Source organism: Streptomyces flaveolus (genome assembly GCF_014648815.1).
Lineage (GTDB): Bacteria > Actinomycetota > Actinomycetes > Streptomycetales > Streptomycetaceae > Streptomyces > Streptomyces flaveolus.
Genome location: NZ_BMRV01000004.1, coordinates 42294 through 68295, shown reverse-complemented (window position 1 = coordinate 68295; position 26002 = coordinate 42294). Strand labels below are relative to the sequence as shown.

General features: G+C 73.8%; 25 protein-coding genes and 2 pseudogenes. 16 read left to right on the top strand and 11 right to left on the bottom strand.

Annotated features, from left to right (window positions below; genetic code table 11):
• Positions 1–15 precede the first annotated feature (15 nt).
• From folK to IEZ05_RS11205, 5 genes are all read right to left on the bottom strand, one after another.
• A complete protein-coding gene (gene folK, locus IEZ05_RS11225) occupies positions 16–627 on the bottom strand; it encodes a 2-amino-4-hydroxy-6-hydroxymethyldihydropteridine diphosphokinase (RefSeq protein WP_189229917.1) in 612 nt (203 codons plus the stop codon).
• Positions 624–983 (bottom strand): dihydroneopterin aldolase, encoded by a 360-nt coding sequence (gene folB, locus IEZ05_RS11220; protein WP_189229916.1) that lies wholly within the window; start codon positions 981–983, stop codon positions 624–626. The genes folK and folB overlap by 4 nt, the downstream gene beginning before the upstream one ends.
• Before the next feature lie 236 nt (positions 984–1219).
• Positions 1220–1732: a nuclear transport factor 2 family protein gene (locus tag IEZ05_RS11215; RefSeq protein ID WP_189229915.1), complete on the bottom strand. Its 513-nt coding sequence runs from the start codon at positions 1730–1732 to the stop codon at positions 1220–1222.
• The gene (gene folP, locus IEZ05_RS11210; protein WP_229869678.1) at positions 1729–2679 is read right to left on the bottom strand and encodes a dihydropteroate synthase; all 951 of its coding nucleotides are present in this window, start codon (positions 2677–2679) and stop codon (positions 1729–1731) included. Before folP ends, IEZ05_RS11215 begins: the two co-directional genes overlap by 4 nt.
• A gap of 425 nt (positions 2680–3104) precedes the next feature.
• Entirely contained in the window at positions 3105–4925 is a 1821-nt protein-coding gene (locus IEZ05_RS11205; protein ID WP_189229914.1) for a phosphatidylglycerol lysyltransferase domain-containing protein, read from the bottom strand.
• A 230-nt stretch (positions 4926–5155) separates the two neighbouring features.
• On the opposite strand from IEZ05_RS11205, the gene IEZ05_RS11200 reads away from it, so the two are divergent.
• Both IEZ05_RS11200 and IEZ05_RS11195 read left to right on the top strand, forming a co-directional pair.
• Complete coding sequence (locus tag IEZ05_RS11200; protein WP_189229913.1) at positions 5156–6277, top strand: alpha/beta hydrolase; 1122 nt, start codon at positions 5156–5158, stop codon at positions 6275–6277.
• A 181-nt stretch (positions 6278–6458) separates the two neighbouring features.
• A complete protein-coding gene (locus IEZ05_RS11195; RefSeq protein WP_189229912.1) occupies positions 6459–7694 on the top strand; it encodes a prolipoprotein diacylglyceryl transferase in 1236 nt (411 codons plus the stop codon).
• Between the two features lie 64 nt (positions 7695–7758).
• Here IEZ05_RS11195 and IEZ05_RS11190 read toward each other — a convergent pair whose 3' ends face one another.
• Together IEZ05_RS11190 and IEZ05_RS11185 are read right to left on the bottom strand one after the other, a co-directional pair.
• Complete coding sequence (locus IEZ05_RS11190) at positions 7759–9087, bottom strand: PH domain-containing protein (RefSeq protein ID WP_189230326.1); 1329 nt, start codon at positions 9085–9087, stop codon at positions 7759–7761.
• Positions 9072–9614, bottom strand: a complete 543-nt coding sequence (locus IEZ05_RS11185; RefSeq protein WP_189229911.1) for a PH domain-containing protein — start codon at positions 9612–9614, stop codon at positions 9072–9074. The genes IEZ05_RS11190 and IEZ05_RS11185 overlap by 16 nt, the downstream gene beginning before the upstream one ends.
• Positions 9615–9645: 31 nt before the next feature.
• Here IEZ05_RS11185 and IEZ05_RS11180 point away from each other — a divergent pair, with 31 nt between their 5' ends.
• Entirely contained in the window at positions 9646–10797 is a 1152-nt protein-coding gene (locus IEZ05_RS11180; protein ID WP_189229910.1) for an NADH-quinone oxidoreductase subunit D, read from the top strand.
• Here the strand turns inward: IEZ05_RS11180 and IEZ05_RS37190 are convergent.
• Positions 10762–11025, bottom strand: a pseudogene (locus IEZ05_RS37190) (SAM-dependent methyltransferase); the annotation flags it as partial. The gene IEZ05_RS11180 and the pseudogene IEZ05_RS37190 overlap by 36 nt on opposite strands.
• Before the next feature lie 407 nt (positions 11026–11432).
• A pseudogene (locus IEZ05_RS37070) lies at positions 11433–12243 on the bottom strand (SAM-dependent methyltransferase); the annotation flags it as partial.
• Between the two features lie 118 nt (positions 12244–12361).
• Here IEZ05_RS37070 and IEZ05_RS11165 point away from each other — a divergent pair.
• From IEZ05_RS11165 to IEZ05_RS11155, 3 genes are all read left to right on the top strand, one after another.
• Positions 12362–13564, top strand: a complete 1203-nt coding sequence (locus IEZ05_RS11165) for a sensor histidine kinase (protein WP_189229909.1) — start codon at positions 12362–12364, stop codon at positions 13562–13564.
• Positions 13565–13648: 84 nt separating this feature from the next.
• Complete coding sequence (locus IEZ05_RS11160; RefSeq protein WP_189229908.1) at positions 13649–14323, top strand: response regulator; 675 nt, start codon at positions 13649–13651, stop codon at positions 14321–14323.
• A gap of 41 nt (positions 14324–14364) precedes the next feature.
• A complete protein-coding gene (locus IEZ05_RS11155; protein ID WP_189229907.1) occupies positions 14365–14997 on the top strand; it encodes an AAA family ATPase in 633 nt (210 codons plus the stop codon).
• A 32-nt stretch (positions 14998–15029) separates the two neighbouring features.
• On the opposite strand, the gene IEZ05_RS11150 is transcribed toward IEZ05_RS11155, so the two are convergent.
• The gene (locus IEZ05_RS11150; protein WP_189229906.1) at positions 15030–16136 is read right to left on the bottom strand and encodes a DUF5937 family protein; all 1107 of its coding nucleotides are present in this window, start codon (positions 16134–16136) and stop codon (positions 15030–15032) included.
• A 164-nt stretch (positions 16137–16300) separates the two neighbouring features.
• On the opposite strand from IEZ05_RS11150, the gene IEZ05_RS11145 reads away from it, so the two are divergent.
• Positions 16301–16516, top strand: coding sequence for a hypothetical protein (locus tag IEZ05_RS11145; RefSeq protein ID WP_189229905.1), 216 nt, complete (start codon positions 16301–16303; stop codon positions 16514–16516).
• A 53-nt stretch (positions 16517–16569) separates the two neighbouring features.
• On the opposite strand, the gene IEZ05_RS11140 is transcribed toward IEZ05_RS11145, so the two are convergent.
• On the bottom strand, positions 16570–17763 hold the full coding sequence (locus tag IEZ05_RS11140) for a threonine aldolase family protein (RefSeq protein WP_189229904.1): 1194 nt from the start codon (positions 17761–17763) through the stop codon (positions 16570–16572).
• A gap of 208 nt (positions 17764–17971) precedes the next feature.
• Here IEZ05_RS11140 and IEZ05_RS11135 point away from each other — a divergent pair, with 208 nt between their 5' ends.
• From IEZ05_RS11135 to IEZ05_RS11095, 9 genes are all read left to right on the top strand, one after another.
• Positions 17972–18928, top strand: a complete 957-nt coding sequence (locus IEZ05_RS11135; RefSeq protein WP_189229903.1) for a Rossmann-like and DUF2520 domain-containing protein — start codon at positions 17972–17974, stop codon at positions 18926–18928.
• The gene (gene panC, locus IEZ05_RS11130) at positions 18925–19917 is read left to right on the top strand and encodes a pantoate--beta-alanine ligase (protein WP_189229902.1); all 993 of its coding nucleotides are present in this window, start codon (positions 18925–18927) and stop codon (positions 19915–19917) included. Before IEZ05_RS11135 ends, panC begins: the two co-directional genes overlap by 4 nt.
• Positions 19914–21647, top strand: a complete 1734-nt coding sequence (locus IEZ05_RS11125; protein ID WP_189229901.1) for an L-aspartate oxidase — start codon at positions 19914–19916, stop codon at positions 21645–21647. Before panC ends, IEZ05_RS11125 begins: the two co-directional genes overlap by 4 nt.
• 5 nt (positions 21648–21652) lie before the next feature.
• Entirely contained in the window at positions 21653–22633 is a 981-nt protein-coding gene (gene nadC, locus IEZ05_RS11120) for a carboxylating nicotinate-nucleotide diphosphorylase (protein WP_189230325.1), read from the top strand.
• A gap of 4 nt (positions 22634–22637) precedes the next feature.
• Complete coding sequence (locus tag IEZ05_RS11115) at positions 22638–23435, top strand: type III pantothenate kinase (RefSeq protein WP_189229900.1); 798 nt, start codon at positions 22638–22640, stop codon at positions 23433–23435.
• 586 nt (positions 23436–24021) lie between these two features.
• Positions 24022–24645, top strand: a complete 624-nt coding sequence (locus IEZ05_RS11110; RefSeq protein WP_189229899.1) for a hypothetical protein — start codon at positions 24022–24024, stop codon at positions 24643–24645.
• Between the two features lie 23 nt (positions 24646–24668).
• Positions 24669–24848, top strand: coding sequence for a hypothetical protein (locus IEZ05_RS11105; protein ID WP_189229898.1), 180 nt, complete (start codon positions 24669–24671; stop codon positions 24846–24848).
• Between the two features lie 218 nt (positions 24849–25066).
• Positions 25067–25465: a BlaI/MecI/CopY family transcriptional regulator gene (locus IEZ05_RS11100; protein WP_189229897.1), complete on the top strand. Its 399-nt coding sequence runs from the start codon at positions 25067–25069 to the stop codon at positions 25463–25465.
• A gap of 9 nt (positions 25466–25474) precedes the next feature.
• Positions 25475–25984, top strand: coding sequence for an amino-acid N-acetyltransferase (locus IEZ05_RS11095; RefSeq protein ID WP_189229896.1), 510 nt, complete (start codon positions 25475–25477; stop codon positions 25982–25984).
• Positions 25985–26002 lie beyond the last annotated feature (18 nt).

Below are 26002 nucleotides of genomic sequence, written 5' to 3'. Positions count from 1 at the left end.
ACTCGACCTTAACGACTACTCGGGCAGGTGAAGTTCCAGGTCGGCCCGGGGCGCGACACCCTCGCGCGTCACCGCGTCCAGCAGGCCGGCGACCGGGCCGTGGCCGGGCAGCTCGGCCTCGGGGTCCACGTCGTGCCACGGGGCGAGGACGAAGGCGCGCTGGTGGGCGCGCGGGTGGGGCAGAGTGAGGTGCGGGTCGTCGGAGACCACGTCGGCGTAGGCGACGATGTCGACGTCGAGGGTGCGCGGGCCCCAGCGCTCGTCCCGGACGCGGTGGAAGGCCTCCTCGACGGCGTGCGCCCGCTCCAGGAGCGAGGACGGCGGCAGCGTGGTCTTCAGGACCACGACCGCGTTGAAGTACGACGGCTGGGTGCCGGGCTCGACGCCCCAGGGCTCCGTCTCGTAGACCGGCGAGACGCCTTTGATCCGCACCCCCGGGGTCTCCTCCAGGGCGTCGATGGCGCCCTGGAGGGTCTCCAGGCGGTTTCCGAGGTTGGCGCCGAGGGCGATCACGGCGCGCTTGGGGTTGGACAGCGTGCTGTCGGCCGCGTCCACCCTCTCGACGACGGACGCGGGCACCGGCTGGACGGTCGGGTCGCTGGGACCGTTGGTGAACGGGACAGTCATACACGGCTCCGGATGATGGTGACGGTCACGTCGTCGAAGGGCACCGTGATCGGCGCGTCCGGCTTGTGGACGCAGACCTCGACCTCCTCGACCCCTTCGTGCTTCAGGCAGACCTGGGCGATGCGCTCGGCGAGCGTCTCGACCAGGTTGACGGGCTCGCCCTCGACGACGGCCACGACCTCCTCGGCCACGATGCCGTAGTGCACGGTCTTCGCCAGGTCGTCGTCGGCCGCGGCCGGTCGGGTGTCCAGGCCCAGGACGATGTCCACGAGGAAGGTCTGGCCCTCCTCGCGCTCCTTGGGGAACACACCGTGGTGCCCGCGGGCCTTCAGGCCGCGCAGCGCGACACGATCCACACGAATCACTCCTGCAGTCGTCGGTCACGGCCGGGCGCACCACGTGCGGGTGGCGCCCCGGCCTCAGTCGAATCTACCCGCGGGCACTGACAGGGCCGGGCCACGGGTGGTGCGGGTCCGGGCGGACGTCCGGAGGTTTCACCGTGCGTTTGCCCTGGCGGACCCGGTGGATCACGGGTTGGTAGCCGCCCATACCCGGCGGTCCGTGATTCCAACCACTTCTTGCTCCGGGCGGCTCAGGGGGGTGTGTCCCCGGCGTCCGCGCCGCCCTCGTCGTCGCTCTCCGCCAGGACGGGCGACGCGTGGTGCGACCAGAGTTTCCAGCCTGAGGAGGTGCGGCGGTAGGCGTTGGTGGCGACCACGAGCTGGCCGACGAGCGGTCCGAGCTCGTCGTCGCCCTCGGGGGCGGGGCCGCCGCTGAGGATGTTCTCCGTGCAGGTCACCAGGGCGGTGTCGCCGGTGACGGAGACGTGCACGTCGGTGAGGAAGAACTGGATGTAGTCGGTGTTCGCCATGATCAGCGCGTACGACCGCAGGACCTCGCCGCGGCCGGTGAGGACCGGCCAGCCGGGGTGCACGCAGGAGACCACGCCGGCGTCCGCCGGGTCGTGGTAGGTCTCGTCGATGCCCAGGTCGGACGGGGTGAGCCAGAGCTCGGACACCTTCTCGAAGTCGCCCTGTTCGAGGGCCTCGTAGAAGGCGGTGTTGGTGGCCTCGACCTCTTCGACGTCGACGTGAGGGGCGTTCACCGGGCTCCTTCCCGGCCGCCTCTGTCCGACGCCGTTGCCTCCGGCTGGGGCTGGGGCTGGGGCTGGGGGCGGGGCTGGGGCTCGGGCGTCCGTGCTCCTTCCACCGCGCGAGCGACCCGTACCGCGTCCGCCGTCGCGCGCACCTCGTGCACGCGCACCGCCCACGCGCCGGCGTGCGCCGCGAGCGCGGAGACGGCGGCGGTGGCGGCGTCGCGTTCGCGCGCGGGCGGCGGGGAGGCCTGCGGGCCGGCGAGGACGCGGCCGAGGAAGCGCTTGCGGGAGGCGGCGACGAGCAGCGGGTGGCCGAGGGCGAGCAGGCGGTCGAGGTGGGCGAGGAGGACGAGGTCGTGCTCGGCGTCCTTGGAGAAGCCGAGGCCGGGGTCGACGACGATGCGGTCCGCGGCGATGCCGCCCTCCAGGACGGCCTCCACGCGGGCCCGCAGCTCGTCGACGACCTCGGTGACGACGTCGGCGTAGGTACCGCGGACGTTGCCGCCCTCCAGGAAGCCGCGCCAGTGCATGACGACGAAGGGGGCGTCCGCGTCGGCCACGACCGGGATCATCCGGGGGTCGGCGAGGCCGCCGCTGACGTCGTTGACGAGGGCGGCGCCGGCGGCGAGGGCCTGCTCGGCGACCGAGGCGCGCATCGTGTCGACGGAGATCGTGACGCCCTCGGAGGCCAGGCCGCGGACGACCGGGACGACGCGGCGGAGTTCCTCGTCCTCGTCGACGCGGGTGGCGCCGGGGCGGGTGGACTCACCGCCGACGTCCACCAGGTCGGCGCCCTCGGCGACGAGGTCGAGGCCGTGCTTGATGGCGGCCGTGGTGTCGAAGAAGCGACCGCCGTCGGAGAAGGAGTCGGGGGTCACGTTGACGACCCCCATGACCGCACAGCGGTCCCATGCGGTCAGTCCCGCCAGGTGGCGGCGGCCGGTCTGCTTGCTCATGTGTTCAGCGTAGGCCCAGTGGGTGAGTGGCTTCGGTGGTGGTGCGGGGTGCCTGCGGGTGCCTGCGGTGGTGGTGTCGGGTGCCTGCGGCGGCCTGTGCGGGTTCGGTGGGGGTGCGGGTAGCGCGGTGCGTGGTCTTGTGGGTCGGGGCCGCGCCGGGGGGTGTCCGTCCTCGGAACGGCGCGGAATCGGTCGGCCACAGAAGTACTCGGCGCGGACGCGCCAACCGCTGCGGGCGGACACCCCCCGACACGTCCCCTTCGCGCCGTACGCGGCTGACCGCCGTCGCCCCATCCTGCCGCGCTGCGGACCGCCGTCCCGCTCAGCTGCGGGCAAGTCGTGCCTTCCCCGTGCCTGAACGGCCTGGGAGGCACCCCGGCAGCGCCGGGCCACCCGCCCCGCACCCGCGCCGGGTGCCCCCTGCGTCACGCCGCCCGCGCCTCCCCGTGCGCGCACGGGCGTCGTACGGCCGCCCTGCGGCGCAGAAAGCGGGGGAGCGGCGGCGTGAGCGTCACGAAGCCCTCCGCCTGCATCGCGGCGAAGCCGATGCGGGGCAGGTCGGCGGAGGCGCGGTAGACGACGAAGCGAGGCTCCCAGCGGGGCTGGAACTTGGCGTTGAACTTGTACAGGGACTCGATCTGGAACCAGCGCGAGAGGAACACCAGCAGACCGCGCCACGCCCGCAGCACCGGCCCCGCGCCGATCTTCTCGCCGCGCGCGAGCGCCGCGCGGAACATGGCGAAGTTCAGGGAGACCCGCGCGATGCCCAGCTTCGGGGCGGCCTGGAGTGCGGCCACGATCAGCAGTTCGTTCATGCCCGGGTCGGCCGAGCGGTCGCGGCGCATGAGGTCGAGGGAGACGCCGTCGGTGCCCCACGGCACGAAGTGGAGGATCGCCTTGAGGTCGCCGTACTCGCCGGGCTCCGCGTCCTGCTTGTGCGCCGTCGCGATCAGGCAGTCCCCGTCGGCGGGGTCGCCGATGCGGCCCAGGGCCATGGAGAAGCCGCGCTCGGTGTCGGTGCCGCGCCAGTCGTCGGCGGCGCGGCGGACGCGGTCCAGCTCGGCGTCGCCGAGGTCAGCCACGCGCCGTACCCGGGTCTCGTAACCGGCGCGCTCGATGCGCTTGACCATCTGACGCACGTTGCGCATCGCGCGGCCGGCGAGGGAGAAATCCGCTACGTCCACCACCGCCTCGTCGCCCAGTTCGAGGGCGTCGAGCCCGGTCTCGCGGGTCCACACCTCGCCGCCGGTCTCGGAGCAGCCCATCACGGCGGGCGTCCAGGAGTGGGCGCGCGCCTCGTCCATGAACCGTTCGATGGCGCCCGGCCAGGCCTCGACGTCGCCGATCGGGTCGCCGCTGGCGAGCATCACGCCGGAGACGACGCGGTAGGTGACGGCGGCCTTGCCGCTGGGGGAGAAGACGACGGCCTTGTCGCGGCGCAGCGCGAAGTGGCCGAGGGAGTCGCGGCTGCCGTGCTTGGCCAGCAGGGCGCGCAGGCGGGTCTCGTCGTCCTCCGTCAGGCGCGCGGCCGGGTGTTCGGGGCGGAAGGCCAGGTAGATCGTGGTGACGGCGGTGAGCAGGCCGAGGGCGCCGAGGGAGAAGGCGACCGTCCAGGAGGTGTTGCCCCGGTAGTCGACCGGTCCCTCGAAGCCGAACAGCCCGTACAGCACGTGGGCGATGCGGTCGGCCAGGCTCGGGTCGCCGATCATGCGGTCCGGGTGGACACTGACGATGACCAGCCCCAGGGCGAGTGAACCGGCGCCCATCAGGACGAAGTTGGCGAGCGCCTTCCAGCGGCTGCGCGGGTCGGGCAGCGCCGCGAACTGGTCGCGGTGGCGCAACAGCGGAGCGAGCAGCACGAGGGAGACGAGCACCCCGGCGAGGGAATGACGGTAGGTGAACTGCGCGGCGGCGCCCAGCGGCAGCAGGGCGACGGCGGCCCGCCAGGCCCGGCGCTTGCGGCGCTTGAGCCCGTGCGCGAGGAGCAGGAGCAGGACGCCCGCGCTGAGCGAGAGCGCCGCGGCGAACGGACCGAACGCTCCGGGCAGTACCTCGGCGAGGGCGTGCATACGGCTGTGCCGGAAGCGGGGGAAGACGCCCGCGGCGACGTTCAGCAGGCCGACCAGCGTGCAGGCTCTGCCGACGAGGACGGGCACGGACTCCGGGCGCGGACCGCGCAGCACCCGGCCTGCGCGCGTGGGGCCGACGGCCTTGGGGGCGGCCACCCCCGGAACCGCACCCGACATTTCCTCATCTGTCCTGACAGACATCGCACCCGTAGTTCTGCGAGAGACCGTGGATCCGGACCCGTTTCGGGCATCCGGCGACATTGCGCCCTCTAGGACGGTGTCTTGGGGAGAGAGGTTCACTCCCCTTCTCAAAGCCACGACAAAGGCCGAGGAAAGTTACGGGACAACCCCTCGCGAACCCGACGGGGGGCCGGACACCCCGTGGAAGCGTAGGCAGGAAGCAAGGCATGGGTCTGACAAGCAACAAGGTGCTGGCGCTGGCGGTTGTGTCCGGCGTGCTGCTGTTCGTCGGCACGGTGTGGCTGTGGCCACGCCTGGCCGGGCGGAACTGGCGTGCCGTCATAGGACGGACGGGCCTGCTGTTCGCCACCCAGCTGGCGGTCTTCGCCGCGGTCGGTCTCGCCGCCAACCAGTCCTTCGGGTTCTACGCGAGCTGGGCCGACCTGTTCGGGCGGGAGACCGGCCAGGGCGTGGTGGTCGACCACTCGGCGGGCGGCGGCGGTCCGCTCCAGGTGGTCGGCGCGGGGCGGGTGAAGCAGGCCGGCGGGGCCCGGCCGGCGGTCGGCGGCCAGATCCAGCACGTCAGGATCGTCGGCCGTACGACGCACATCGCGACGCCCGCCGAGGTGTACCTGCCTCCCGAGTACTTCCAGCCGCGGTACCGCACACGCACGTTCCCCGCGGCCGTCGTCCTGACCGGCTATCCGGGGACGACCGAGGCGCTGGTGAGCAAGCTCCACTATCCGCGCACGGCGCTGGAGCTGGCCAAGGACGGCCGCATGCAGCCGATGGTGCTGGTGATGCTGCGGCCCACGGTGGCGCCGCCGCGCGACACGGAGTGCGTGGACGTCCCGGGCGGCCCGCAGACGGAGTCGTTCTTCGCCAAGGACCTCCCCGAGGCCGTTCTCGCCCACTACCGGGTGGGCCGGAAACCGGGCAGCTGGGGCATCGTCGGCAATTCCACCGGGGGTTACTGCGCGCTGAAGCTCGCCCTGCACCACCCCGGCGTCTACGCCGCGGGCGCCGGTCTGTCCGCGTACTACGACGCCCCCAGCGACCCGACCACGGGCGACCTCTTCCAGGGCGACAAGGAACTGCGCAATCGCGCCGACCTCTGGTGGTACGTCAAGCACAAGCCCGCGCCCGCCACTTCGCTGCTCGTCACCAGCAGCAAGTCCGGCGAGACGAACTACAAGGACACGCTGAAGTTCATAGAGCTGGTGAAGGACAAGAAGCCGACCCGGATCTCGTCGATCATCCTCGAAAGAGGCGGGCACAACTTCAATACCTGGCGGCGCGAGATCCCGGCGACGCTGCAGTGGCTCAGCGGGCGGCTGAGCGGCCGCTGACGGGTGGTCGCTGATCAGCGGCCGGGGCTATCCCGGGAATGATCTTGATTGAATGATCTTGAGTTCATTTCGGCTGTCCCTGGGCAAGTGGAATCCTGATGCCGTGTGAACGCGTCGGAGACGGCCGTGTTTTTGCGGGGCGGGGCGCCAAGATTCGCCTACGCGCGGTAAGTTTCTGGCCATGCCACGTGGACGTCACCGTCATTCCCCGCCTCTGCACAGGCTGCTTCCTCCGTCGGCGATTGCAGGCGTATCGGTCGTCTGCGCGGCCGGCCCCTGGGTGTTCAGTGAGGCGGTGATCCTCCGCGCGCTGGCGGCGGCCGCCGCGGTGACGGCGGTCGTCGGCGCGGTCGTCATGCGTCACTGGGACGCGCAGGCGGGCAAGCGCGTCGCCGACCTCACGCGCGCGCGGGCGAGCGACGAGTGGCGTTACGAGGAACGGGTCGCCGAACTGGAGTCCGACCTGGAGGAGTCGCGCGAGCTGCGCATGAAGCTGGAGCAACGGCTGCGCACCAAGCGCACGGAGTTGGCGGGGCTGCGCAACGAGCACGCCTCCCTGCTGCGCCGGTACGCCACCGCGGAGACCGAGCGCGCCAGCGCGCTGGAGGGCCGCCGCCTGCTGGAGATCGAGGCCGCGCCGACGACACCCGCGCTGCCCGCGGCCCGGCCGGCTCCGGCGGAGGAGACGCGTGTGCCGGAGGCCGGCGCCTCCGAGGCCGCCGGGTCCACGGAGGCCGCCGAGGAGGCGCCCGAGCCGCCCGCCGTCTTCTCTCCGGCCGGCTCCCGGCTGTTCCTGCGGGCGAGCGCCGCATTGGCACGGTTCGACGACGAGACGCCCGCCGGTGAGGACCGTGAGCCCGTCGACGGTGACGACGGCAGCGGTGACGACGGCGGTGACGACGGTGACGGCGGTGGCAACGGCGGCGGCGAGAGCGCCGCGGCGGCCGAGCCCCCGCAGGAGGACGAGGCCCAGGGCCAGCCCGAGGCGGCCGACGGGCACGAGGCCGCGCCCACCACCGCGCCGGGCCGGACCGACGACCGGCCCGATCAGTCGGCGCAGCAGCCCGAGCAGCAGTCCGCCCGGCAGCCCGCCGGGCACTACACGGTGCCGACCGCGGTGGCCGTCGTGCCGGCCGCTCCCGCGCGGCGCCCGGTGGTCGAGGGCGGCTTCGACTTCTTCGGCACGAAGAACGCCAAGGACGCGACGGCGTCGCCCGCCGCCCTGGAGGCCGTCCAGAACGAGGATCTCGCCGACGTCGTCGGCCAGGAGGCGCTCGCCCTGCACAAGGCCGAGACGGAGGCCGCCTTCAAGCCGGCCGGCGAGGAGTCCCGGGGGGTGGGCCAGGTGATCGACCTGACCGCCCACGACGAGACCGAGCAGATCGACGTACAGGGGCTGCGCAGCGCGGTGTCCTGACCGGCGCGGATCCGGCGGGCCCCGTCACCGGCGCCCGTCGTCGTGCCGCGTCACCGGTTCGCGGTCACGCCATCCATCGGTCCGGCAGCGCGTCCCGGCGCCCCGTGCGGGAGCGTTCCGCCTGGCCGCGCAGCAGCTCCGCCGCTTCGTCCGCGTCCCGCAGCCGCGCGGTCACGGTCTTGTTCGCCCCCGTGTCCACCCGTACGTCGGCGACCCGCCGGGCCCGCTGCCACGGGCCCTGGGTCAGGCGGACGCTCTGGACCTTGGCGTGCGGCACCAGCGCCAGGCTCCGCCGCAGCAGTCCGCGGCGGGCGGCGAACACCGCGTCGGTGACGGCCAGCCCCTGGCCGCGCCACCACAGCGGCAGGCACCACCGGGACCGCCGCGGCGGACGCGACAGCGCCGTCGGCACCGGCACGGTCACCCCGGGCAGCACCCGCGCCACCACCGACTCGGCGATCTCGCGCGGGGCGACCGGCAGCAGCACGGAGTTCGACGACCCGGCCACGTCCAGCTCGACCCGGACCCAGCCCCGCCGGCGCCACAGCAGCGGCTCCACGATCCGCACCGTCTGCACCCGGCCCGGCGGCACCGTCTCGTGGGCCCGGTCCAGCAGCCCGTGGTCGATGCGCAGCCCGTCCGGCGACTCGGCCACCGTCCAGTCGTACTCCCCGACGAACCGTCCCACGCTGCTCGCGCCGGCCGCCCCCAGCAGCGGCAGGGCGGTCGCCAGAACTGTCCACAGGCTGTGGGTGGCCGACCACAGCAGCGTCGGTACGACCACGGCGGCGGCCAGCGTGCCCCAGGTCGCGCCGGTCAGCAGCAGCGAGACGGCGAGGACACCGGGCGGCACGCGCAGCAGGTGCCGGGACGGCGCCTCGCCGACCTCGTGCGCCGTCTCGGGCGCGAAGCCCGCCGCGCGCGCGAGCAGCTCGGCCCGCAGCGCACGCGCCTCGGCGGCGCCCAGGAAGGCCAGCTCGTCCTTCTTGGCGGTGCCGATGACGTCGAGTTTCAGCTTGGCGACCCCGGCGACCCGGGCCAGCAGCGGCTGGGTGACGTCGATGGCCTGGATGCGTTCGAGTCGGATGTGCGCCGTGCGCCGGAACAGCAGGCCGGTACGGATGCGCAGCTCGGCGTCCGTCACCGCGAAGTGGGTGAACCACCAGGTCAGAAAGCCGTACAGGGCGGCGGCGGGGATCAGTACGGCGAGACCGATCAGCAGCGTGGTCGTGGTCAGCCTCGTCAGCTGGCGCTGCGCCTGGTCGGGGTCGTGCACGGCCCACCCGACGATCACGGCGACCGGGGCCCAGGCCCGCCGCAGCGGGGTGACGGGATGCAGCCGGCGCTCGGTCACCGCGCCCTCGGCGTCCGTGCCGCTCACAGCCCCGCCGATCGGGCCTCGCCCAGCTCGGTGAGCCGGTCGCGCAGGCGTTCCGCCTCGGCCGGGTCCAGGCCCGGGATGGTCGCGTCGGTCGCGGCGGCGGCCGTGTGCAGCTGCACGCTGGCCAGCCCGAAGTACCGCTCGACGGGCCCGGAGGTCACCTCGACCAGCTGCATGCGGCCGTACGGCACGACGGTCTCCTCCCGCCACAGCACGCCCCGGCTGATCAGCAGGTCGTCGGCGCGCTCGGCGTACCGCCAGGAGCGCCAGTTGCGCTCCACCATCACCCAGCTCCAGACCAGCACGGCCAGGGGCGGCAGCGCGAAGAGTGCCCAGGCGGGGCCCGCGAACAGTCCGGGAAGGAGACCTGCGGCGAGAGCGAGCAGGCCCAGCCACACCACCAGCAGCAGCCGCCGCATCCGCAGCAGCCCCGGCGGCAGCCCGGTCCACACCGGTTCGCCCGCCGCCGCGCCGACCCCGGCCCCCGCCGCCCCTGCCGTGCCCGCCGTGCCCGTGTGGTCAGGGCTCCCCGTCTCCATGGACCCAGCGTACGTAGGGGAGACTGTGCGCATGACTCCCAAGACGGAGACCATGGTCGGTATCGGCGGCGCCGCGGAGAGCACCGACATGGTGCTCAACATCGGCCCCCAGCACCCGTCGACGCACGGTGTGCTGCGGCTGCGGCTCGTCCTGGACGGCGAGCGCATCACGAGCGCGGAGCCCGTGATCGGCTATATGCACCGCGGCGCGGAGAAGCTGTTCGAGGCGCGTGACTACCGTCAGATCATCGTGCTGGCCAACCGGCACGACTGGCTGTCCGCGTTCTCCAACGAACTGGGCGTCGTCCTCGCCGTGGAGCGCATGCTCGGCATGGAGGTCCCCCCGCGCGCGGTGTGGACCCGCACGCTGCTCGCGGAGCTGAACCGGGTGCTGAACCATCTGATGTTCCTGGGGTCGTATCCCCTGGAGCTGGGCGGCATCACCCCCGTCTTCTACGCCTTCCGGGAGCGGGAGGTCCTCCAGAACGTCATGGAGGAGGTCTCCGGCGGGCGCATGCACTACATGTTCAACCGCGTCGGCGGCCTCAAGGAGGACCTGCCGGCCGGCTGGGCCGCACGCGCGCGTGCCGCCGTCGCCGCCGTGCGCTCGCGCATGGACGTCTTCGACGACCTGGTGCTCGGCAACGAGATCTTCCGGGGGCGGACGCGCGGGGTGGGCGCCCTGAGCGCCGAGGCCGTGCACGCGTACGGCGTCAGCGGGCCGATCGCGCGCGCCTCCGGCGTCGACTTCGACCTGCGCCGCGACGAGCCGTACCTCGCCTACGGTGAGCTGCAGGACACCCTGAAGGTCGTCACCCGGACCGAGGGCGACTGCCTCGCCCGCTTCGAGTGCCTGCTGGAGCAGACGCACAACGCCCTCGACCTCGCCGACGCCTGCCTGGACCGGCTGGCCGAGCTGGAACCCGGGCCGATCAACCAGCGTCTCCCCAAGGTGCTGAAGGCGCCCGAGGGGCACACGTACGCGTGGACCGAGAACCCGCTCGGGATCAACGGCTACTACCTGGTCAGCAAGGGTGAGAAGACCCCGTACCGGCTGAAGCTGCGCTCGGCCTCGTTCAACAACATCCAGGCGCTAACGGAGCTGCTGCCCGGCACGCTGGTCGCGGACATGGTGGCGATCCTGGGGTCACTGTTCTTCGTCGTCGGCGACATCGACAAGTAGCCGCGCGGCGTCGGGCCCGACCGGCTGGAGCAGCCACACGAAGTCGCCGAGCCCGCCGGCCGCGGTGAGCTCGGCGGCCTCGGAGGCGCTCGCGAGGGCGCGCACGTACGCCGCCGGGTCGGTGGAGGCGAGCGCGAGCGAGGGACGGGTGCCGGCGACACCGAGGGCACGCAGGGCGTCGCGCTGGGGGAGCAACCGCGCGCCGGGGGGCGTGCACGCCGGCGCGCACCCCGCGCCGCCGGCATCGCGCCCCGGTTCGCCTGCGACGCGCCCGGTGGCGCCCGGGCCGGAGGCCGTGCCGCCCGAGGACGGCGTGGTGCCGTTCGTATCGCGCCCCGCGTGGGCCTCGCCGCGCCCGGCGGCGTCCGGGCCGGCGGCCGTGTCGCCCGGGTGGGCCGCGGTGCACGCGCGCTCCGCGTGGGCTGTGCGGGATCCGGTGGTGGCCGTTGCGCCCGGGTGGGGCGTGGTGCCGTCCGCATCGCGCCCGTGGGCCTCCCCGCGCCCGGCGTCACCCGGGCCGGAGGCCGTGCCGCCCGGGTGGGGCACGGTGTTCCCCGCCCCGGACCCGGTGTCGCCCGCGCCGCCCTCCGTACCCGCGCCGCCCTCCATACCCGCGCCGCCCCCGAGCCCCGCGCCGCCCGCCGTCGCGCACGCGTCCAGGGCCACGTGGGACGTGATGTCGCACGAGCCGTCCGGTACCGGGGCCGTCTCCCGGCCCTCCCGGAAGCCGGTGAGCGTTCCGAAGGGCGGGCGGGTGTCCCGCGTGTGGGCGTAGTCCGCGGCCACGGCCAGTCCCCGTTCGAGCGTGGAGACGGCGGACGCCCACGCCGCGTCCCGGGGGAGCCCGATCTCCGCCCGCAGCCCCTCCTCGCCCGGCAGCGGCCACCAGCGGGCCAGCCACTCGGCGTCCGCCCCGGTCACCGGCTCCCCGAGCCGCTCCGTCCCGTCGCCCCGGACGAGCACCCGCCGTGCCACTCCGTCGGCGTCCACCTCCGCCACGTCCACCGGCACGTTGTCCAGCCACTCGTTGGCGAACAGCAGCCCCGTCACCCCGCGCGGCGGCTCGGCCAGCCACTCGATCCGCCGGTCGAGCCCGTCGGGGCGGCCGGCGACCTCGACGGCGTACGCGCGCGTGCGGGCGGCCACGTCGGCGGGCAGCGCGGCCAGCACGCCCGTGACCAGCTCTCCCCGCCCCGCGGCCATGTCCACGAACGCGAGCGACGCGGGCCGGCCCAGCGCCTCGTCGACCCGGCACAGCAGCCGCGCCACGGCCCCGGCGAACAGCGGCGACGCGTGCACCGACGTACGGAAGTGCCCGGCGGGCCCCTCGGGCCCGCGGTAGAACCCCGTCGGCCCGTACAGGGCGTCCGCCGTGGCCTCCCGCCAGCCACGCCAGTCGTCGCCCGTCCCGCCGGCCTCTGCCGTCCCCGCTGTCCTCGTCGTCACGGGCCCAGGCTAGGCGCACAGGCGAACGGAGCCTCCACCTTGCGGAGTATGCGCGGGAGACGCGGATCGGCCCTCCGGTTGACCCCTGCACCTATTCCGCTTCCCTACGCTGGGTTACGTGCAGCGCCTCTACGATTTCCTCCGCAGACACCCGACCGGGGTCGACTGTTTCTGGGCCCTTGTTCTGCTCGGGATCTCCGCGATGTCCGTGACCACACAGCAGGAGGCCCACGGGAAGGACGCCACGGCGCTGGTCGTCCCGTTCGTGGTGCTGCTGTGCGCGGTGATCGCGCTGCGCCGGCGCATGCCGGAGAAGATGCTGCTGCTGGCCGTCGCCCTCGGGGTGGGCCAGCTGGCGCTGGACATCCCCACGATGTCCGCCGACTTCGCCCTGCTGGTGATCGTCTACACGGTCGCCGCGACCGGCACCCGCTGGGCCTCCCGGGTCGCGCTCACCACGGGCCTGTGCGCCGCGCCCTTCGCGCAGCTGCGCTGGCCCAGCGAGAACACCGGCATAGCGGGCAACGTCGCCATCACGGTCTTCCAGGCGGTGCCGTTCGCCCTCGCCTGGGTGCTCGGCGACTCCATCCGCACCCGCCGCGCCTACTTCGCGCAGCTGGAGGAGCGCAACGCCCGGCTGGAGAAGGAGCGCGAGGCGCAGGCCAAGGTCGCGGTCGCCGCCGAACGGGCCCGGATCGCCCGGGAGCTGCACGACGTCGTCGCGCACAACGTCTCGGTCATGGTGGTGCAGGCCGACGGCGCCGCCTACGTCCTGGACGCGGCCCCCGACCAGGCGAAGAAGGCCCTGGAGACCATCTCCTCCACCGGCCGGCAGGCCCTCGCCGAGATGCGCCGCCTGCTCGGCGTGCTGCGCACCGGCGAGCACCAGGAGGCCGGGGAGTACGTCCCGCAGCCGGACGTCCAGCAGATCGAGGACCTGGTCGAGCAGTGCCGCACCTCCGGGCTGCCCGTCGACTTCAAGGTGGAGGGCACTCCGCGCCCGCTGCCCAGCGGCGTCGAGCTGACCGCGTACCGGATCGTGCAGGAGGCGCTCACGAACACCCGCAAGCACGGCGGGCCCAACGCGGGCGCGAGCGTACGCCTCGTCTACTTCGACGACGGGCTCGGCCTGCTCGTCGAGGACGACGGCAAGGGCGCCCCCCACGAGCTGTACGAGGAGGGCGGCTTCGACGGCCAGGGCCACGGACTGATCGGCATGCGGGAACGGATCGGCATGGTCGGTGGCACCCTGGACGCGGGCCCGCGGCCCGGCGGAGGATTCCGCATCAGTGCGCTGCTGCCGCTGAAACCCGCACACTGACCTCCGCGCCCGTACGCACGTACGGCGTTGACACCTGTCACAGCCCCCAGCCGGATCGCCGGCCGGAGAACGGAAGAGGCCCCGATGACGATCCGCGTGATGCTCGTCGACGACCAGGTGCTGCTGCGCACCGGGTTCCGGATGGTGCTCGCGGCCCAGCCGGACATGGAGGTCGTCGCGGAGGCGGGCGACGGCGTCGAGGCCCTCCAGGTGCTGCGCTCGACCGCCGTGGACGTCGTGCTGATGGACGTCCGCATGCCCAAGCTCGACGGGGTGGAGACCACCAGCCGGATCTGCGTGGACCCGAACGCGCCGAAGGTGCTGATCCTGACCACCTTCGACCTGGACGAGTACGCGTTCTCGGCCCTGAAGGCGGGCGCCTCCGGTTTCATGCTCAAGGACGTGCCGCCCGGTGAGCTGCTCGCGGCGATCCGCTCCGTGCACAGCGGGGACGCGGTGGTGGCCCCCTCGACCACGCGCCGCCTCCTCGACCGGTTCGCGCCGATGCTGCCGGCCACCGGCCAGGAGCCCCGGCACGCGGAGCTCCAGCGGCTCACCGAGCGCGAGCGCGAGGTGATGGTGCTGGTCGCGCAGGGCCTGTCCAACGGGGAGATCGCGGCCCGGCTCGTGCTGTCCGAGGCGACCGTGAAGACGCACGTCGGCCGCATCCTGACCAAGCTCGGTCTGCGCGACCGGGTGCAGGTCGTGGTCCTGGCCTACGAGACCGGGCTGGTGCGAGCCGGCGGCGGACACGGCTGAGCGGGCCCCGGCAGGGGTGCGGCATCGGTAGGGTGCCGCGCATGCTCCTGTGGATCAACGGCCCTTTCGGGGGCGGCAAGACACAGACCGCACACGAGATACACCGCCGGCTGTCCGGCAGTGTGATCTGCGACCCCGAGCACGCCGGCTTCGGCCTGCGGCGCATGCTGCCGCCGGAACTGCGGGGAGACTTCCAGGACCTGGTGTCCTGGCGGCAGGGCGTGGTGGAGGTCCTCAACCTGGCCCTCGCCCGGCACGACGGCGTCGTCATCGCCCCCATGACGGTCACCGACCCGGGGTACTTCGCCGAGACCGTCGGCCGGCTGCGCGAACTCGGTCACGACGTCCATCACTTCACGCTCCTCGCCGAACGGGAGACCGTGCTGCGGCGGCTGCGCGAGCGGGGCTTCGGGCGCCTCCTGGCGTACGCCACCGGCAGGAACCCGGGTCCGCGCCGGGAGAGCTGGGCCGTGGGGCGGCTCGACCACTGCCTGGAGCGGCTGCGCGAGCCGGAGTTCGCCGAGCACCTGTGGACGGACCACACGACCGTCCCGAAGACCGCCGACCGGATCGCCGTCCTGGCCGGGCTCACCCTGGAGCCCAACAACGAGGGCGCGCTGCGCACCCGCCTGCGGCAGGCGGGGGTGGGGCTGCGGCACATCCGCCTCGACTGACCGCCGGCCACTCCCACCCGGGCGGCGGCGGGCTACCGGAGGAGGCCCTCAAGGAAGTCGCTGCCCAGCCGGGCCACCACCGTCACGTCCAGCTGGTGCAGGACGTACCGCCCGCGGCGGCGCGTGGTGATCAGGCCCGCCTTCTTCAGCACCCCGAGATGCCGGGATATCTCCGGGGCCGTCATGCCGTGCGCCTGCGCCAGCTCGCTCGTGGTGTACGCGCTGCGGGCCAGGTGGCGGCAGATCCGCATCCGCACCGGGTGGGACAGCGCGGACATCCGCAGCGTGAGCTGCTCAACGGACGGCGGGGAGACCGGCTCGGCGGCGCCGACCGGGTAGTGCAGGACGGGCTGCCAGCCGTACCGGTGCAGGACCGACAGGTGCGGCCAGCCGAAGCTGGTGGGCAGGAGCAGCAGGCCGCCGTCCGCGGTGGCCGTACGGCCGTCGCCCAGCTTGTCGATCGTGATCACGCCGGCCGCCTCGTCCAGCGCCACCGCCGGGGACACCGCGGCCAGCGCCTCGGCCAGGCCCCGGCGCCGCAGCAGGTCCGTCTTGTGACGGGCGTCGGCCGCGAGCTGGTGGCGCAGCCGGGACCAGGCGTCCGCGAAGAACGCCTCGTCGCAGTCGTGCAGGAACTGGCGCAGCCAGGCCCGGATCCGGGGCGGGTCGGCCAGCAGCCGCTCACTGAACCGCAGTTGCTGCGGCCCCCGCGCGGCCGCCAGGTCCAGGGCGCGCCGGCGCACCACCGCGTCCGAGAGCACGGAGGCGCCCTGGACGCCGTAGGGCAGGGCGCAGGTGAACTCCAGCGCCGCGTCCACGAACTGCTCGTCCGAGAGCTTGTCCAGCAGGTCCAGGTCCTCGGCGAGGGTGGCGCCGGGCAGCGCGCTGCGGCCGGGGATGCCGGCGAACGGCAGGAACAGGTCGGAGAACGTCGTCCGCCACAGGAAGTCGGCCTCGCACATCCGGTCGGCCAGGTGCGAGTCGAGCCGGGCGGCGACACCGGTCACCCAGCCCTGGAGCCCCGGGTGGTGCCCCGGCTCGGACAGCGCGTGCAGCGCCATGCACAGCTCGGCCAGGGGTGAGGGCACGACGGCGACCCTCTCCGGCCGCAGCCCCGCGATGTCGATGCGCACGCTCATGCCCCCATGGTGCACGCCGCCACCGACAACGCCGTCGTCGATTGACCGCCACCGTCAATCGGCACGACGCCGCCGGGCCGGCCGGAGCAGTCTGGGACGACCGGGGCAGCCGCGGAGCCCGCTCACCGACCCGTCAGCCTTCGTGCCCTGAAAGGCGATCCGCCATGAGCATCACGCAGCAGTACCTCCTCGACACCTACCGCGCCCAGCGGCTCGGCGAGCCCGCGCCGCCCGCGCCCGGCACCCACGACCGGCAGGCCGTGCGCGCATGGCGCGACCGCCGCCGGTTCCGCCGGGTCCTGGCCGGCCGCCCGGCGCACGGCCGCGTACGGCGGACCCTGCGCCGGTGGTGGGCCCCGCGACCGCGCCCCCTCGGCTGACCACCCGGACCGTTCGCCCGGGCGACTGACCGGTGAGGCAGCGGGTCAGCCGGTCAGCGGGGCAGCCGTGCGGCGAAGTCCGCGACCGCCGCCTTCACGTCGTCGGCCGTCCACTCCAGGCCGTCCGCCTCCACCCCGACCTCGGTGACGGCGATGCCCGGACCGGTCTCGTCCCAGGGCCGGCCGAAGAGCAGGGTCCCCGTCTCCTCGCCCTGCCGGATCGCGATCTCCCCGACGACATCGGCGTCGTACGGCAGCCAGACCTGGAACTCGTGGGTGTGCGGCACCCCGGGGTGCACCCGCGCCCACGGCAGCCCGGCCGCCGCGAAGCCCTCGCGCAGCGCGGCGGCCACCACGCGCGCGTGCTCCACGTACTCCGGCAGCCGGGGCAGCTCCCGTTCCAGGCCGGCCAGCGCCGACAGGGCCGTCGGGAACTGCTGGAACACGTTGCCGCCGTACCGGTGCCGCCAGGCCCTGGCCTCCTCCACCAGCGTCCGGGGGCCGGCCAGGACGGCGCCGCCGTACCCCTTGAGGGACTTGTAGAACGAGACGTACACGCTGTCCGCGAGGCCCGCTATCTCGTCCAGCGGGCGGCCGAAGTGCACGGTGGACTCCCACAGGCGGGCCCCGTCGAAGTGCACCACCGCGTCGCGCTCCCGAGCCGCCCCGACCAGCTCGTTGAGCTCCTCCCACGTGGGCAGCAGGTACCCGGCGTCCCTGAGCGGCAGCTCCAGCATCAGCGCCCCGAACGGCTCCTCGAAGTCGCGCACCTCGGCGGCGGTCGGCTGCCGGGGCTCGCCGGTCAGCCGGACCGGGCGCAGGCCGCCGACCCGGCTGAAGGCGTTCCGTTCGTGCACCTCGGGATGGCCGAGCCCGTGCAGGGCGACGACCGGGTTGCCGGTGCGGCCCGCCCAGCAGCGCAGCGCCACCTGCTGCGCCATGGTGCCGGTCGGGAAGAAGGCGGCGGCCTCGTGGCCCAGCAGGGCGGCCGTCCGCTCCTCCAGCGCCGTCACGATGCCGTTGCCGTACAGGTCCGACGGCTCGTCGAGGTCGTAGAGCTCCCCGGCCCCGTCCAGCAGGCCGATCCGCTCCCGGAGGGTGGCGCCGTAGCCGGGGCGGGCGAGCAGGCGCTTCGCGCTGCGATGGACGGCCACGCGCCGCTCACGCAGGCGCCTGTACTGCTCCTCCCGCTGCTCCGGTGGCTCCGTCGGCTCCGCCTGTTCCGCGTTTTCCCCTGCGTCAGTCATGCCGGGATCATGCCGTGCGGGAACCGGCGGGGGCACCGGGGTTTCCGTCAGCGCCGCGTACGCACCCGGACTGGGCGGGCGCCGGGTGCCGGACGGTGCGAAAACCCACAGCCTGTGGACAACCGGACGCCCGCGGAACCGATCGCGTTAACATGACGAGAAATCGTCCGGTACCCCGAGCGGACTGGAACGGGAAGGCCGCCGTCGCGTGAACACAACCCCACAGCCAGACCCCAAGGACCGCCCCGCGCGGCTCACCGTAGGCGTCGTCGGCGCCGGGCGGGTGGGCCCCGCACTGGCCGCGGCCCTCCAGCTCGCCGGGCACCGCCCGGTGGCCGTCTCCGGGGTGTCCGACGCCTCCAGACGGCGTGCCGCCGCCCTGCTCCCCGACGTGCCGCTCATGACGCCCGCCGAGGTCCTCCAGCACGCCGAACTGGTGCTGCTGACCGTCCCCGACGACGCGCTGCCCGGCCTGGTGACCGGGCTCGCCGAGACCGGCGCGGTGCGCCCGGGCCAGCTGCTCGCGCACACCTCCGGGCGCTACGGCGCCAAGGTCCTGGACCCCGCCCTGCGCGCCGGCGCCCTGCCGCTCGCCCTGCACCCGGCGATGACCTTCACCGGCACCCCCGTCGACGTCGAACGCCTGGCCGGCTGCTCCTTCGGCGTGACCGCGCCCGAGGAACTGCGGCTGGCCGCCGAGGCCCTGGTCATCGAGATGGGCGGCGAGCCGGAGTGGATCGCCGAGGACAAGCGCCCGCTGTACCACGCGGCGCTCGCGCTCGGCGCCAACCACCTGGTCACCCTGGTCGCCCAGTCCTTGGAGCTGCTGCGCACCGCCGGCGTCGAGGCCCCCGCCCGGATGCTCGGCCCGCTGCTGGGCGCCGCCCTGGACAACGCCCTGCGCTCCGGCGACGCGGCGCTGACCGGCCCCGTCGCGCGCGGGGACGCGGGCACGGTCGCCGCGCACATCGAGGAACTGCGCGCACACGCCCCGCAGACCGTCGCCGGTTACGTGGCGATGGCCCGCGCGACGGCCGACCGCGCCCTGGACCACGGCCTGCTCAAGCCCGAACTCGCCGAGGACCTGCTCGGAGTACTCGCCGACGGAAGCGGCCGGGCCGCCGGGACCGACGGCACCGACGGCACCGAGGGAGACGCCCGATGACCACCACCCTGCTGCGCACCGCGGACGAGCTGCACGCGCGCGTACGGCACGGGCGCCGGGCCGTCGTGATGACCATGGGCGCCCTGCACGAGGGCCACGCCACCCTGATCCGCACGGCGCGGCGCATCGCCGGCCCGGACGGCGAGGTGGTCGTCACCGTCTTCGTCAACCCGCTCCAGTTCGGCGCCGGCGAGGACCTGGACCGCTACCCGCGCACCCTGGACGCCGACCTGAAGATCGCCGAGCAGGCGGGCGCGGACGCCGTCTTCGCCCCGTCCGTCGAGGAGGTCTACCCGGGCGGCGAGCCCCAGGTCCGCGTCACGGCGGGCCCCATGGGAGAACGCCTGGAGGGCGCCTCCCGCCCCGGCCACTTCGACGGCATGCTGACCGTCGTCGCGAAGCTGCTCCACCTCACCCGCCCCGACCTGGCCCTGTACGGGCAGAAGGACGCCCAGCAGCTCGCCCTGATCCGCCGCATGGTCCGCGACCTGAACTTCGGCGTGGAGATCGTCGGCGTGCCCACCGTGCGCGAGGACGACGGCCTGGCCCTCTCCAGCCGCAACCGCTACCTCTCGCCCCGGGAGCGCCGCACCGCCCTCGCGCTCTCCCAGGCCCTGTTCGCCGGCCTCGACCGGCACGCCGCCCAGGAGGCGCTGCGCGCGCGGGCCCGCGAAGTGCCCGCCACGCGCGCGCGTGCCGAGGCGCTCAGCGCCCTCGGCGAGTCCCGCGCGGCGGCCGACGCGCACGCCGTCGCCACCTCCGCGCCGGGCGGCGCCACGGCCGTCCGCGCCGCCGCCCGTCTGATCCTGGACGACGCGGCCCGTCTCGACCCGCCGCTGGAGCTGGACTACCTCGCCCTGGTCGACCCGTCCGACTTCACCGAGATCGGCGACGACCACACCGGCGAGGCCGTCCTCGCCGTCGCCGCCCGGGTCGGCGCGACCCGGCTGATCGACAACGTCCCCCTCATCTTCGGAGCCGCCTCGTGACCAGCACAGGCATACGACTGCACGCACCCGCGCCCGGCTGGGCCCTCACGGCGGACGTGGTGGTCGTCGGCTCCGGCGTCGCCGGTCTCACCGCCGCGCTGCGCTGCGAGGCCGCCGGCCTGAACACGGTCGTCGTCACCAAGGCCCGCCTCGACGACGGCTCCACCCGCTGGGCGCAGGGCGGCATCGCCGCCGCCCTCGGCGAGGGCGACACCCCCGAGCAGCACCTCGACGACACCCTGGTGGCGGGCGCGGGCCTGTGCGACCCGGAGGCCGTCCGCATCCTGGTCACCGAGGGCCCCGACGCCGTACGCCGGCTCATCGAGACCGGCGCGCACTTCGACGAGTCGTCCGAGGGCGGCCTCGCCCTCACCCGCGAGGGCGGCCACCACCGCCGCCGCATCGCCCACGCGGGCGGCGACGCCACGGGCGCGGAGATCTCCCGCGCCCTGGTCGAGGCGGTCCGCGCACGCGGGATCCGGACGGTCGAGAACGCTCTCGTCCTGGACCTCCTCACGGACGCCGACGGCCGCACCGCCGGCGTCACCCTGCACGTCATGGGCGAGGGCCAGCACGACGGCGTCGGCGCGGTCCACGCGCCCGCCGTGGTCCTGGCGACCGGCGGCATGGGCCAGGTCTTCTCGGCGACGACGAACCCGTCCGTCTCCACGGGCGACGGCGTCGCGCTCGCCCTGCGCGCCGGCGCCGAGGTCAGCGACCTCGAATTCGTCCAGTTCCACCCCACGGTCCTCTTCCTCGGGCCGGACGCGGAGGGCCAGCAGCCCCTGGTCTCCGAGGCGGTACGCGGCGAGGGCGCCCACCTGGTGGACGCCGACGGCGTGCGCTTCATGCAGGGGCAGCACGAACTGGCCGAACTGGCACCCCGGGACATCGTCGCCAAGGGCATCACGCGCCGCATGCAGGAGCGGGGCGCCGAGCACATGTACCTCGACGCACGCCACTTCGGCGCCGAGATGTGGGAGCACCGCTTCCCGACGATCCTCGCCGCGTGCCGCGCCCACGGCATCGACCCGGTCACCGAGCCGATCCCGGTCGCGCCGGCCGCCCACTACGCCTCCGGCGGCGTCCGCACCGACGCCTCGGGCCGCACCACGGTCCCCGGGCTGTACGCCTGCGGCGAGGTCGCCTGCACGGGCGTGCACGGCGCCAACCGCCTGGCGTCGAACTCCCTGTTGGAGGGCCTGGTCTACGCCGAGCGCATCGCCGCCTACGTCGCGGCGCGCCACGCCGACGGCACGCTCCACGCGCGCGTGCCGGCACCGCTGCCGCACGCGGCCCAGCCCACGCACCCCCTCCTCCCGCCGGAGGCCCGCTTCGCCGTCCAGCGGATCATGACCGAGGGCGCCGGCGTCCTGCGCTCCGCCGACTCCCTCACCCGTGCCGCCGACCAGCTCCACCACCTGCACACCGAGGCCCGCGACGCCCTCCAGGAGAACGGCAAGACGGCCGAGCCGGGCGTCGACACGTGGGAGGCGACGAACCTCCTGTGCGTGGCCCGCGTCCTGGTGGCCGCGGCGGCGCGGCGCGAGGAGACGCGGGGCTGCCACTGGCGCGAGGACCACGCGGACCGCGACGACGCGACGTGGGGCCGCCACATCGTCGTACGCCTGAACCCGGACCGAACGCTCGCCGTGCACACCACGGAGACGCCAGAATTCCCCCCGACCACCCCAAGCCCTCAGCCGGCGCAGCGCCCCCAGGAGCAGTGACCACAGTGAACACCCCCGACCTTCCCCTCGCCTCCGGCGGAGGCTGCGGCGACGGCTGCGCCTGCGGCGCGGACACCGACGCAGAGGCGTATCTGGAGTGCGGCCTCGACCCCGCGCTCGCCGCCCTGCTGCTCGACTCCGGCCTCGACCCCGTGGAGGTCGAGGACATCGCGAACGTCGCCCTCCAGGAGGACCTGGCCCACGGCGTGGACGTGACGACGGTCGCGACCATCCCCGAGGACGCGGTGGCCACCGCCGACTTCACCGCGCGCGAGGCGGGCGTCGTGGCGGGCCTCAGGGTCGCCGAGGCGGTCCTGTCGATCGTCGCGACGGACGAGTTCGAAGTGGAACGCCACGTGGCGGACGGCGACCGGGTGGAGCCCGGCCAGAAGCTCCTCACGGTCACCACCCGCACCCGCGACCTCCTCACCGCCGAACGCAGCGCGCTCAACCTCCTGTGCCGCCTGTCGGGCATCGCGACCGCCACGCGCGCGTGGGAGGACGCCCTCGAGGGCACCAAGACCCGGGTGCGGGACACCCGCAAGACGACCCCGGGCCTGCGTTCCCTGGAAAAGTTCGCGGTCCGCTGCGGCGGCGGCGTCAACCACCGCATGTCCCTGTCGGACGCGGCCCTGGTCAAGGACAACCACGTGGTCGCCGCGGGCGGCGTGGCGGCGGCCTTCCAGGCGGTCCGCGAGCGCTTCCCGGACGTCCCCATCGAGGTCGAGGTCGACACGCTGCACCAGCTCCGCGAGGTCCTGGACGCCGGCGCCGACCTGATCCTGCTGGACAACTTCACGCCGGGCGAGTGCGAGGAGGCGGTGGCCCTCGTCGACGGCCGTGCCGCCCTGGAGGCCTCCGGCCGCCTCACCCTCACCAACGCCAAGGCGTACGCCGACACGGGCGTCGACTACCTCGCCGTGGGCGCCCTCACCCACAGCTCTCCCATCCTGGACATCGGCCTCGACCTGCGGGAAGCGGAGTAGAGGCATGCTGCTGACGATCGACGTAGGCAACACGCACACCGTCCTCGGCCTCTTCGACGGCGAGGACATCGTCGAGCACTGGCGCATCTCCACGGACTCGCGCCGCACGGCCGACGAGCTGGCGGTCCTCCTCCAGGGCCTGATGGGCATGCACCCGCTCCTCGGCGACGAGCTGGGCGACGGCATCGACGGCATCGCCATCTGCGCGACCGTCCCCTCGGTCCTGCACGAACTGCGCGAGGTCACCCGCCGCTACTACGGCGACGTCCCCGCGGTCCTGGTCGAACCGGGCGTCAAGACCGGCGTCCCGATCCTCACCGACCACCCCAAGGAGGTCGGCGCCGACCGCATCATCAACGCGGTCGCCGCGGTCGAGCTCTACGGCGGCCCGGCGATCGTCGTGGACTTCGGCACGGCGACGACGTTCGACGCGGTGAGCGCGCGCGGGGAGTACATCGGCGGGGTCATCGCCCCCGGCATCGAGATCTCCGTGGAGGCACTCGGCGTCAAGGGAGCCCAGCTCCGCAAGATCGAGGTGGCGCGTCCGCGCAGCGTGATCGGCAAGAACACGGTCGAGGCGATGCAGTCCGGGATCATCTACGGCTTCGCGGGCCAGGTCGACGGGGTCGTCAACCGCATGGCCCGCGAGCTGGCCACGGACCCCGACGACGTGACGGTCATCGCGACGGGTGGTCTGGCGCCGATGGTCCTGGGCGAGTCGTCGGTCATCGACGAACACGAACCGTGGCTGACGCTGATGGGCCTCCGGCTGGTCTACGAACGCAACGTGTCCCGCATGTAGGGGGCGCGGACCGGGCCACATGACGGCGTTCTCCGCCCACCCGGCGCTGGGGCGGGGCGGGGGGCGGGTGGCCCGGCGCAGCCGGGGTGCCCACCGCCCACCCGTGCCGCCCCTGGGGGCACCTCCCAGTCCGTTCAGGCACTGTGGGAGGCACGACTGCCCGCAGCTGAGCGGGACGGCGGTCCGCAGCGCGGCGGGACGGCGAGACGGCGGTCAGCCGCGTACGGCGCGAAGGGGACGTGTCGGGGGGTGTCCGCCCGCAGCGGTTGGCGCGTCAACGCCCCGCCTGCCTTTTGAGGGACCGATTCCGCGCCGTTCCGAGGACGGACACCCCCCGGCACGGCCCCGACCCACAGCACCACGCACCGCGCTACCCGCACCCCCACCGAACCCGCACAGGCCGCCGCAGGCACCCCGCCCCACCACCGGAGGCACCCGCACAGGCCGCCGCAGGCCCCCCGCCCCACCGCCGGAGGCACCCGCAGGCACCCGCCACCACCGCCGGAGGCCAACGCATACGAGTGGCCCCCCACGCCACACCCACCCGTTATGCCAAGTTTGTCTGATTAGCGCGTATCGTCGCCGCATGCCCACGCCATACGGATCCCGAGGCGGCATGGCGTTCGGCGCTCAGGAGCTGCGTGTGCTCCGGCGCGCCCTCGCCCTCGCCCTGAACCCCAGCCCCGCCTCGGCCGAGGACGTCCAGGACTGTCTCCGCCTCGCGGAGTCGCTCGACGAGGCGATGGAGGAGAGCGCCCGGCTGCGCGACTTCCTGCTGGCCGACCTAGCCCGGTACCGCGCCGCCCTCCCCGGCAGCATCGCCGGCTACCTCACCCTCCTCGACGAGGCCCTGAGCGCCGGCCACCGCCCGACCGCGGACGACCTCGCCGCCCTCCGGGCCCTGCGCGGCAACCGCGCCGCCGCAGCCCTCCTGTCCCGCTGCGCACCCCCGGCGGCCACCGTCACCGCCACCGTCCCGGCCGCACGCACCCGCCTCCTCGCCCTCCCCGGCGGCCGCTGCGCGGGCGGCGGCGGCCAGGACCCGGCCGCCCGTCCCGGTGCGAAGCCCCCGCAGAAGCCGGCCCCCAGCCCCGCCCCGGCCGACCCGGCCAACCCGAAACGCCCCGTCCCCACCCCCGGCGAGGTCTTCCCCCGCCGCAAGCCGACCCCGCCCCCCGCCGGCTCCCGGCACCACCTCGCCGCCGGCTGACACGGCCTGGCTACCCTGGATCCATGGACTACGTCTCCGCGCTCCTCCCCCCGGCCGTCATGGCGGCCTTCTTCATCGGCGTCGTCAGGGTGATCGTGAAGACCCAGGGCGGGGCCAGCAAGGCCAAGGAGGACGCGGCCGTCGACGCCGCCCTCGCACGGGCGGAGGGTGCCGGCCAGGCGGCCGCGCGCCCGAAGGCCTGACCCCGCCACCAGCACCGCGCGCCGCGCACCGCACCGCCCCGCCGGCGCCGCCGCACCCGCCCCACCGCCCGCACCCCGCGTACGGCTCCTCCGCGCACCCGCGCCGACGAGCCGTACGCCCCTTTTTGCCCCCTCTCGCCCACGAAAACAGGCGAAAGCGCACGTCCGGCACGCGATCGCCCTGATTCCCCACTATTGTCGTGAGGGTGCCTCGCCCATTGGGAGAACTCGAAGACGCGGTCATGACGCGGGTGTGGAAGTGGAACCGCCCGGTGACCGTTCGAGAAGTCCTGGAAGATCTCCAACAGGAACGGTCGATCGCGTACACCACCGTCATGACCGTCCTGGACAATCTCCATCAGAAGGGCTGGGTCCGCCGCGAGTCGGAAGGCCGGGCCTATCGATATGAGGCGGTCTCCACCCGCGCCGCCTACGCCGCCGCGCTGATGAACGACGCATGGTCGCAGAGCGACAACCCCGCCGCCGCTCTCATCGCCTTCTTCGGCATGATGAGCGAGGAACAGCGCCAGGCTCTCAGGGACGCCATCCGCATCGCGCAGGGCCCGGAAACACCCGCGCCGGGCCCCGGCTCCGTGACGGACACCGGCGAGCGATAGCGTCCCCACATGTCAATTGCCATCACCGTCCGGCGGGCCCGCACCAGCGATGTCCCGGCCGTACGCCGGCTCCTCGACGAGTACGTCCACGACCGCATCCTGCTCGACAAAGCGATGGTGACGCTTTACGAGAGCATCCAGGAGTTCTGGGTCGCGGAACGGGACGACAACGCCGAGGTGGTCGGCTGTGGCGCCCTGCACGTGATGTGGGAAGACCTGGCGGAAGTCCGGACTCTCGCGGTGAAGCCGGGCCTGAAGGGCGCCGGTGTCGGACATCAGTTGCTGGAGAAGTTGCTGGAGACCGCACGCCGGCTGGGTGTTCGCCGCGTTTTCTGTCTCACCTTCGAAGTGGACTTCTTCGCCAAGCACGGCTTCGTGGAGATCGGAGAGACGCCCGTGGACACGGATGTCTACGCCGAGCTGCTGCGTTCCTATGACGAGGGTGTAGCGGAGTTCCTGGGTCTCGAACGGGTGAAACCGAACACCCTGGGCAACAGCCGGATGCTTCTGCATCTGTGATCCACCGCCGACAGTCGC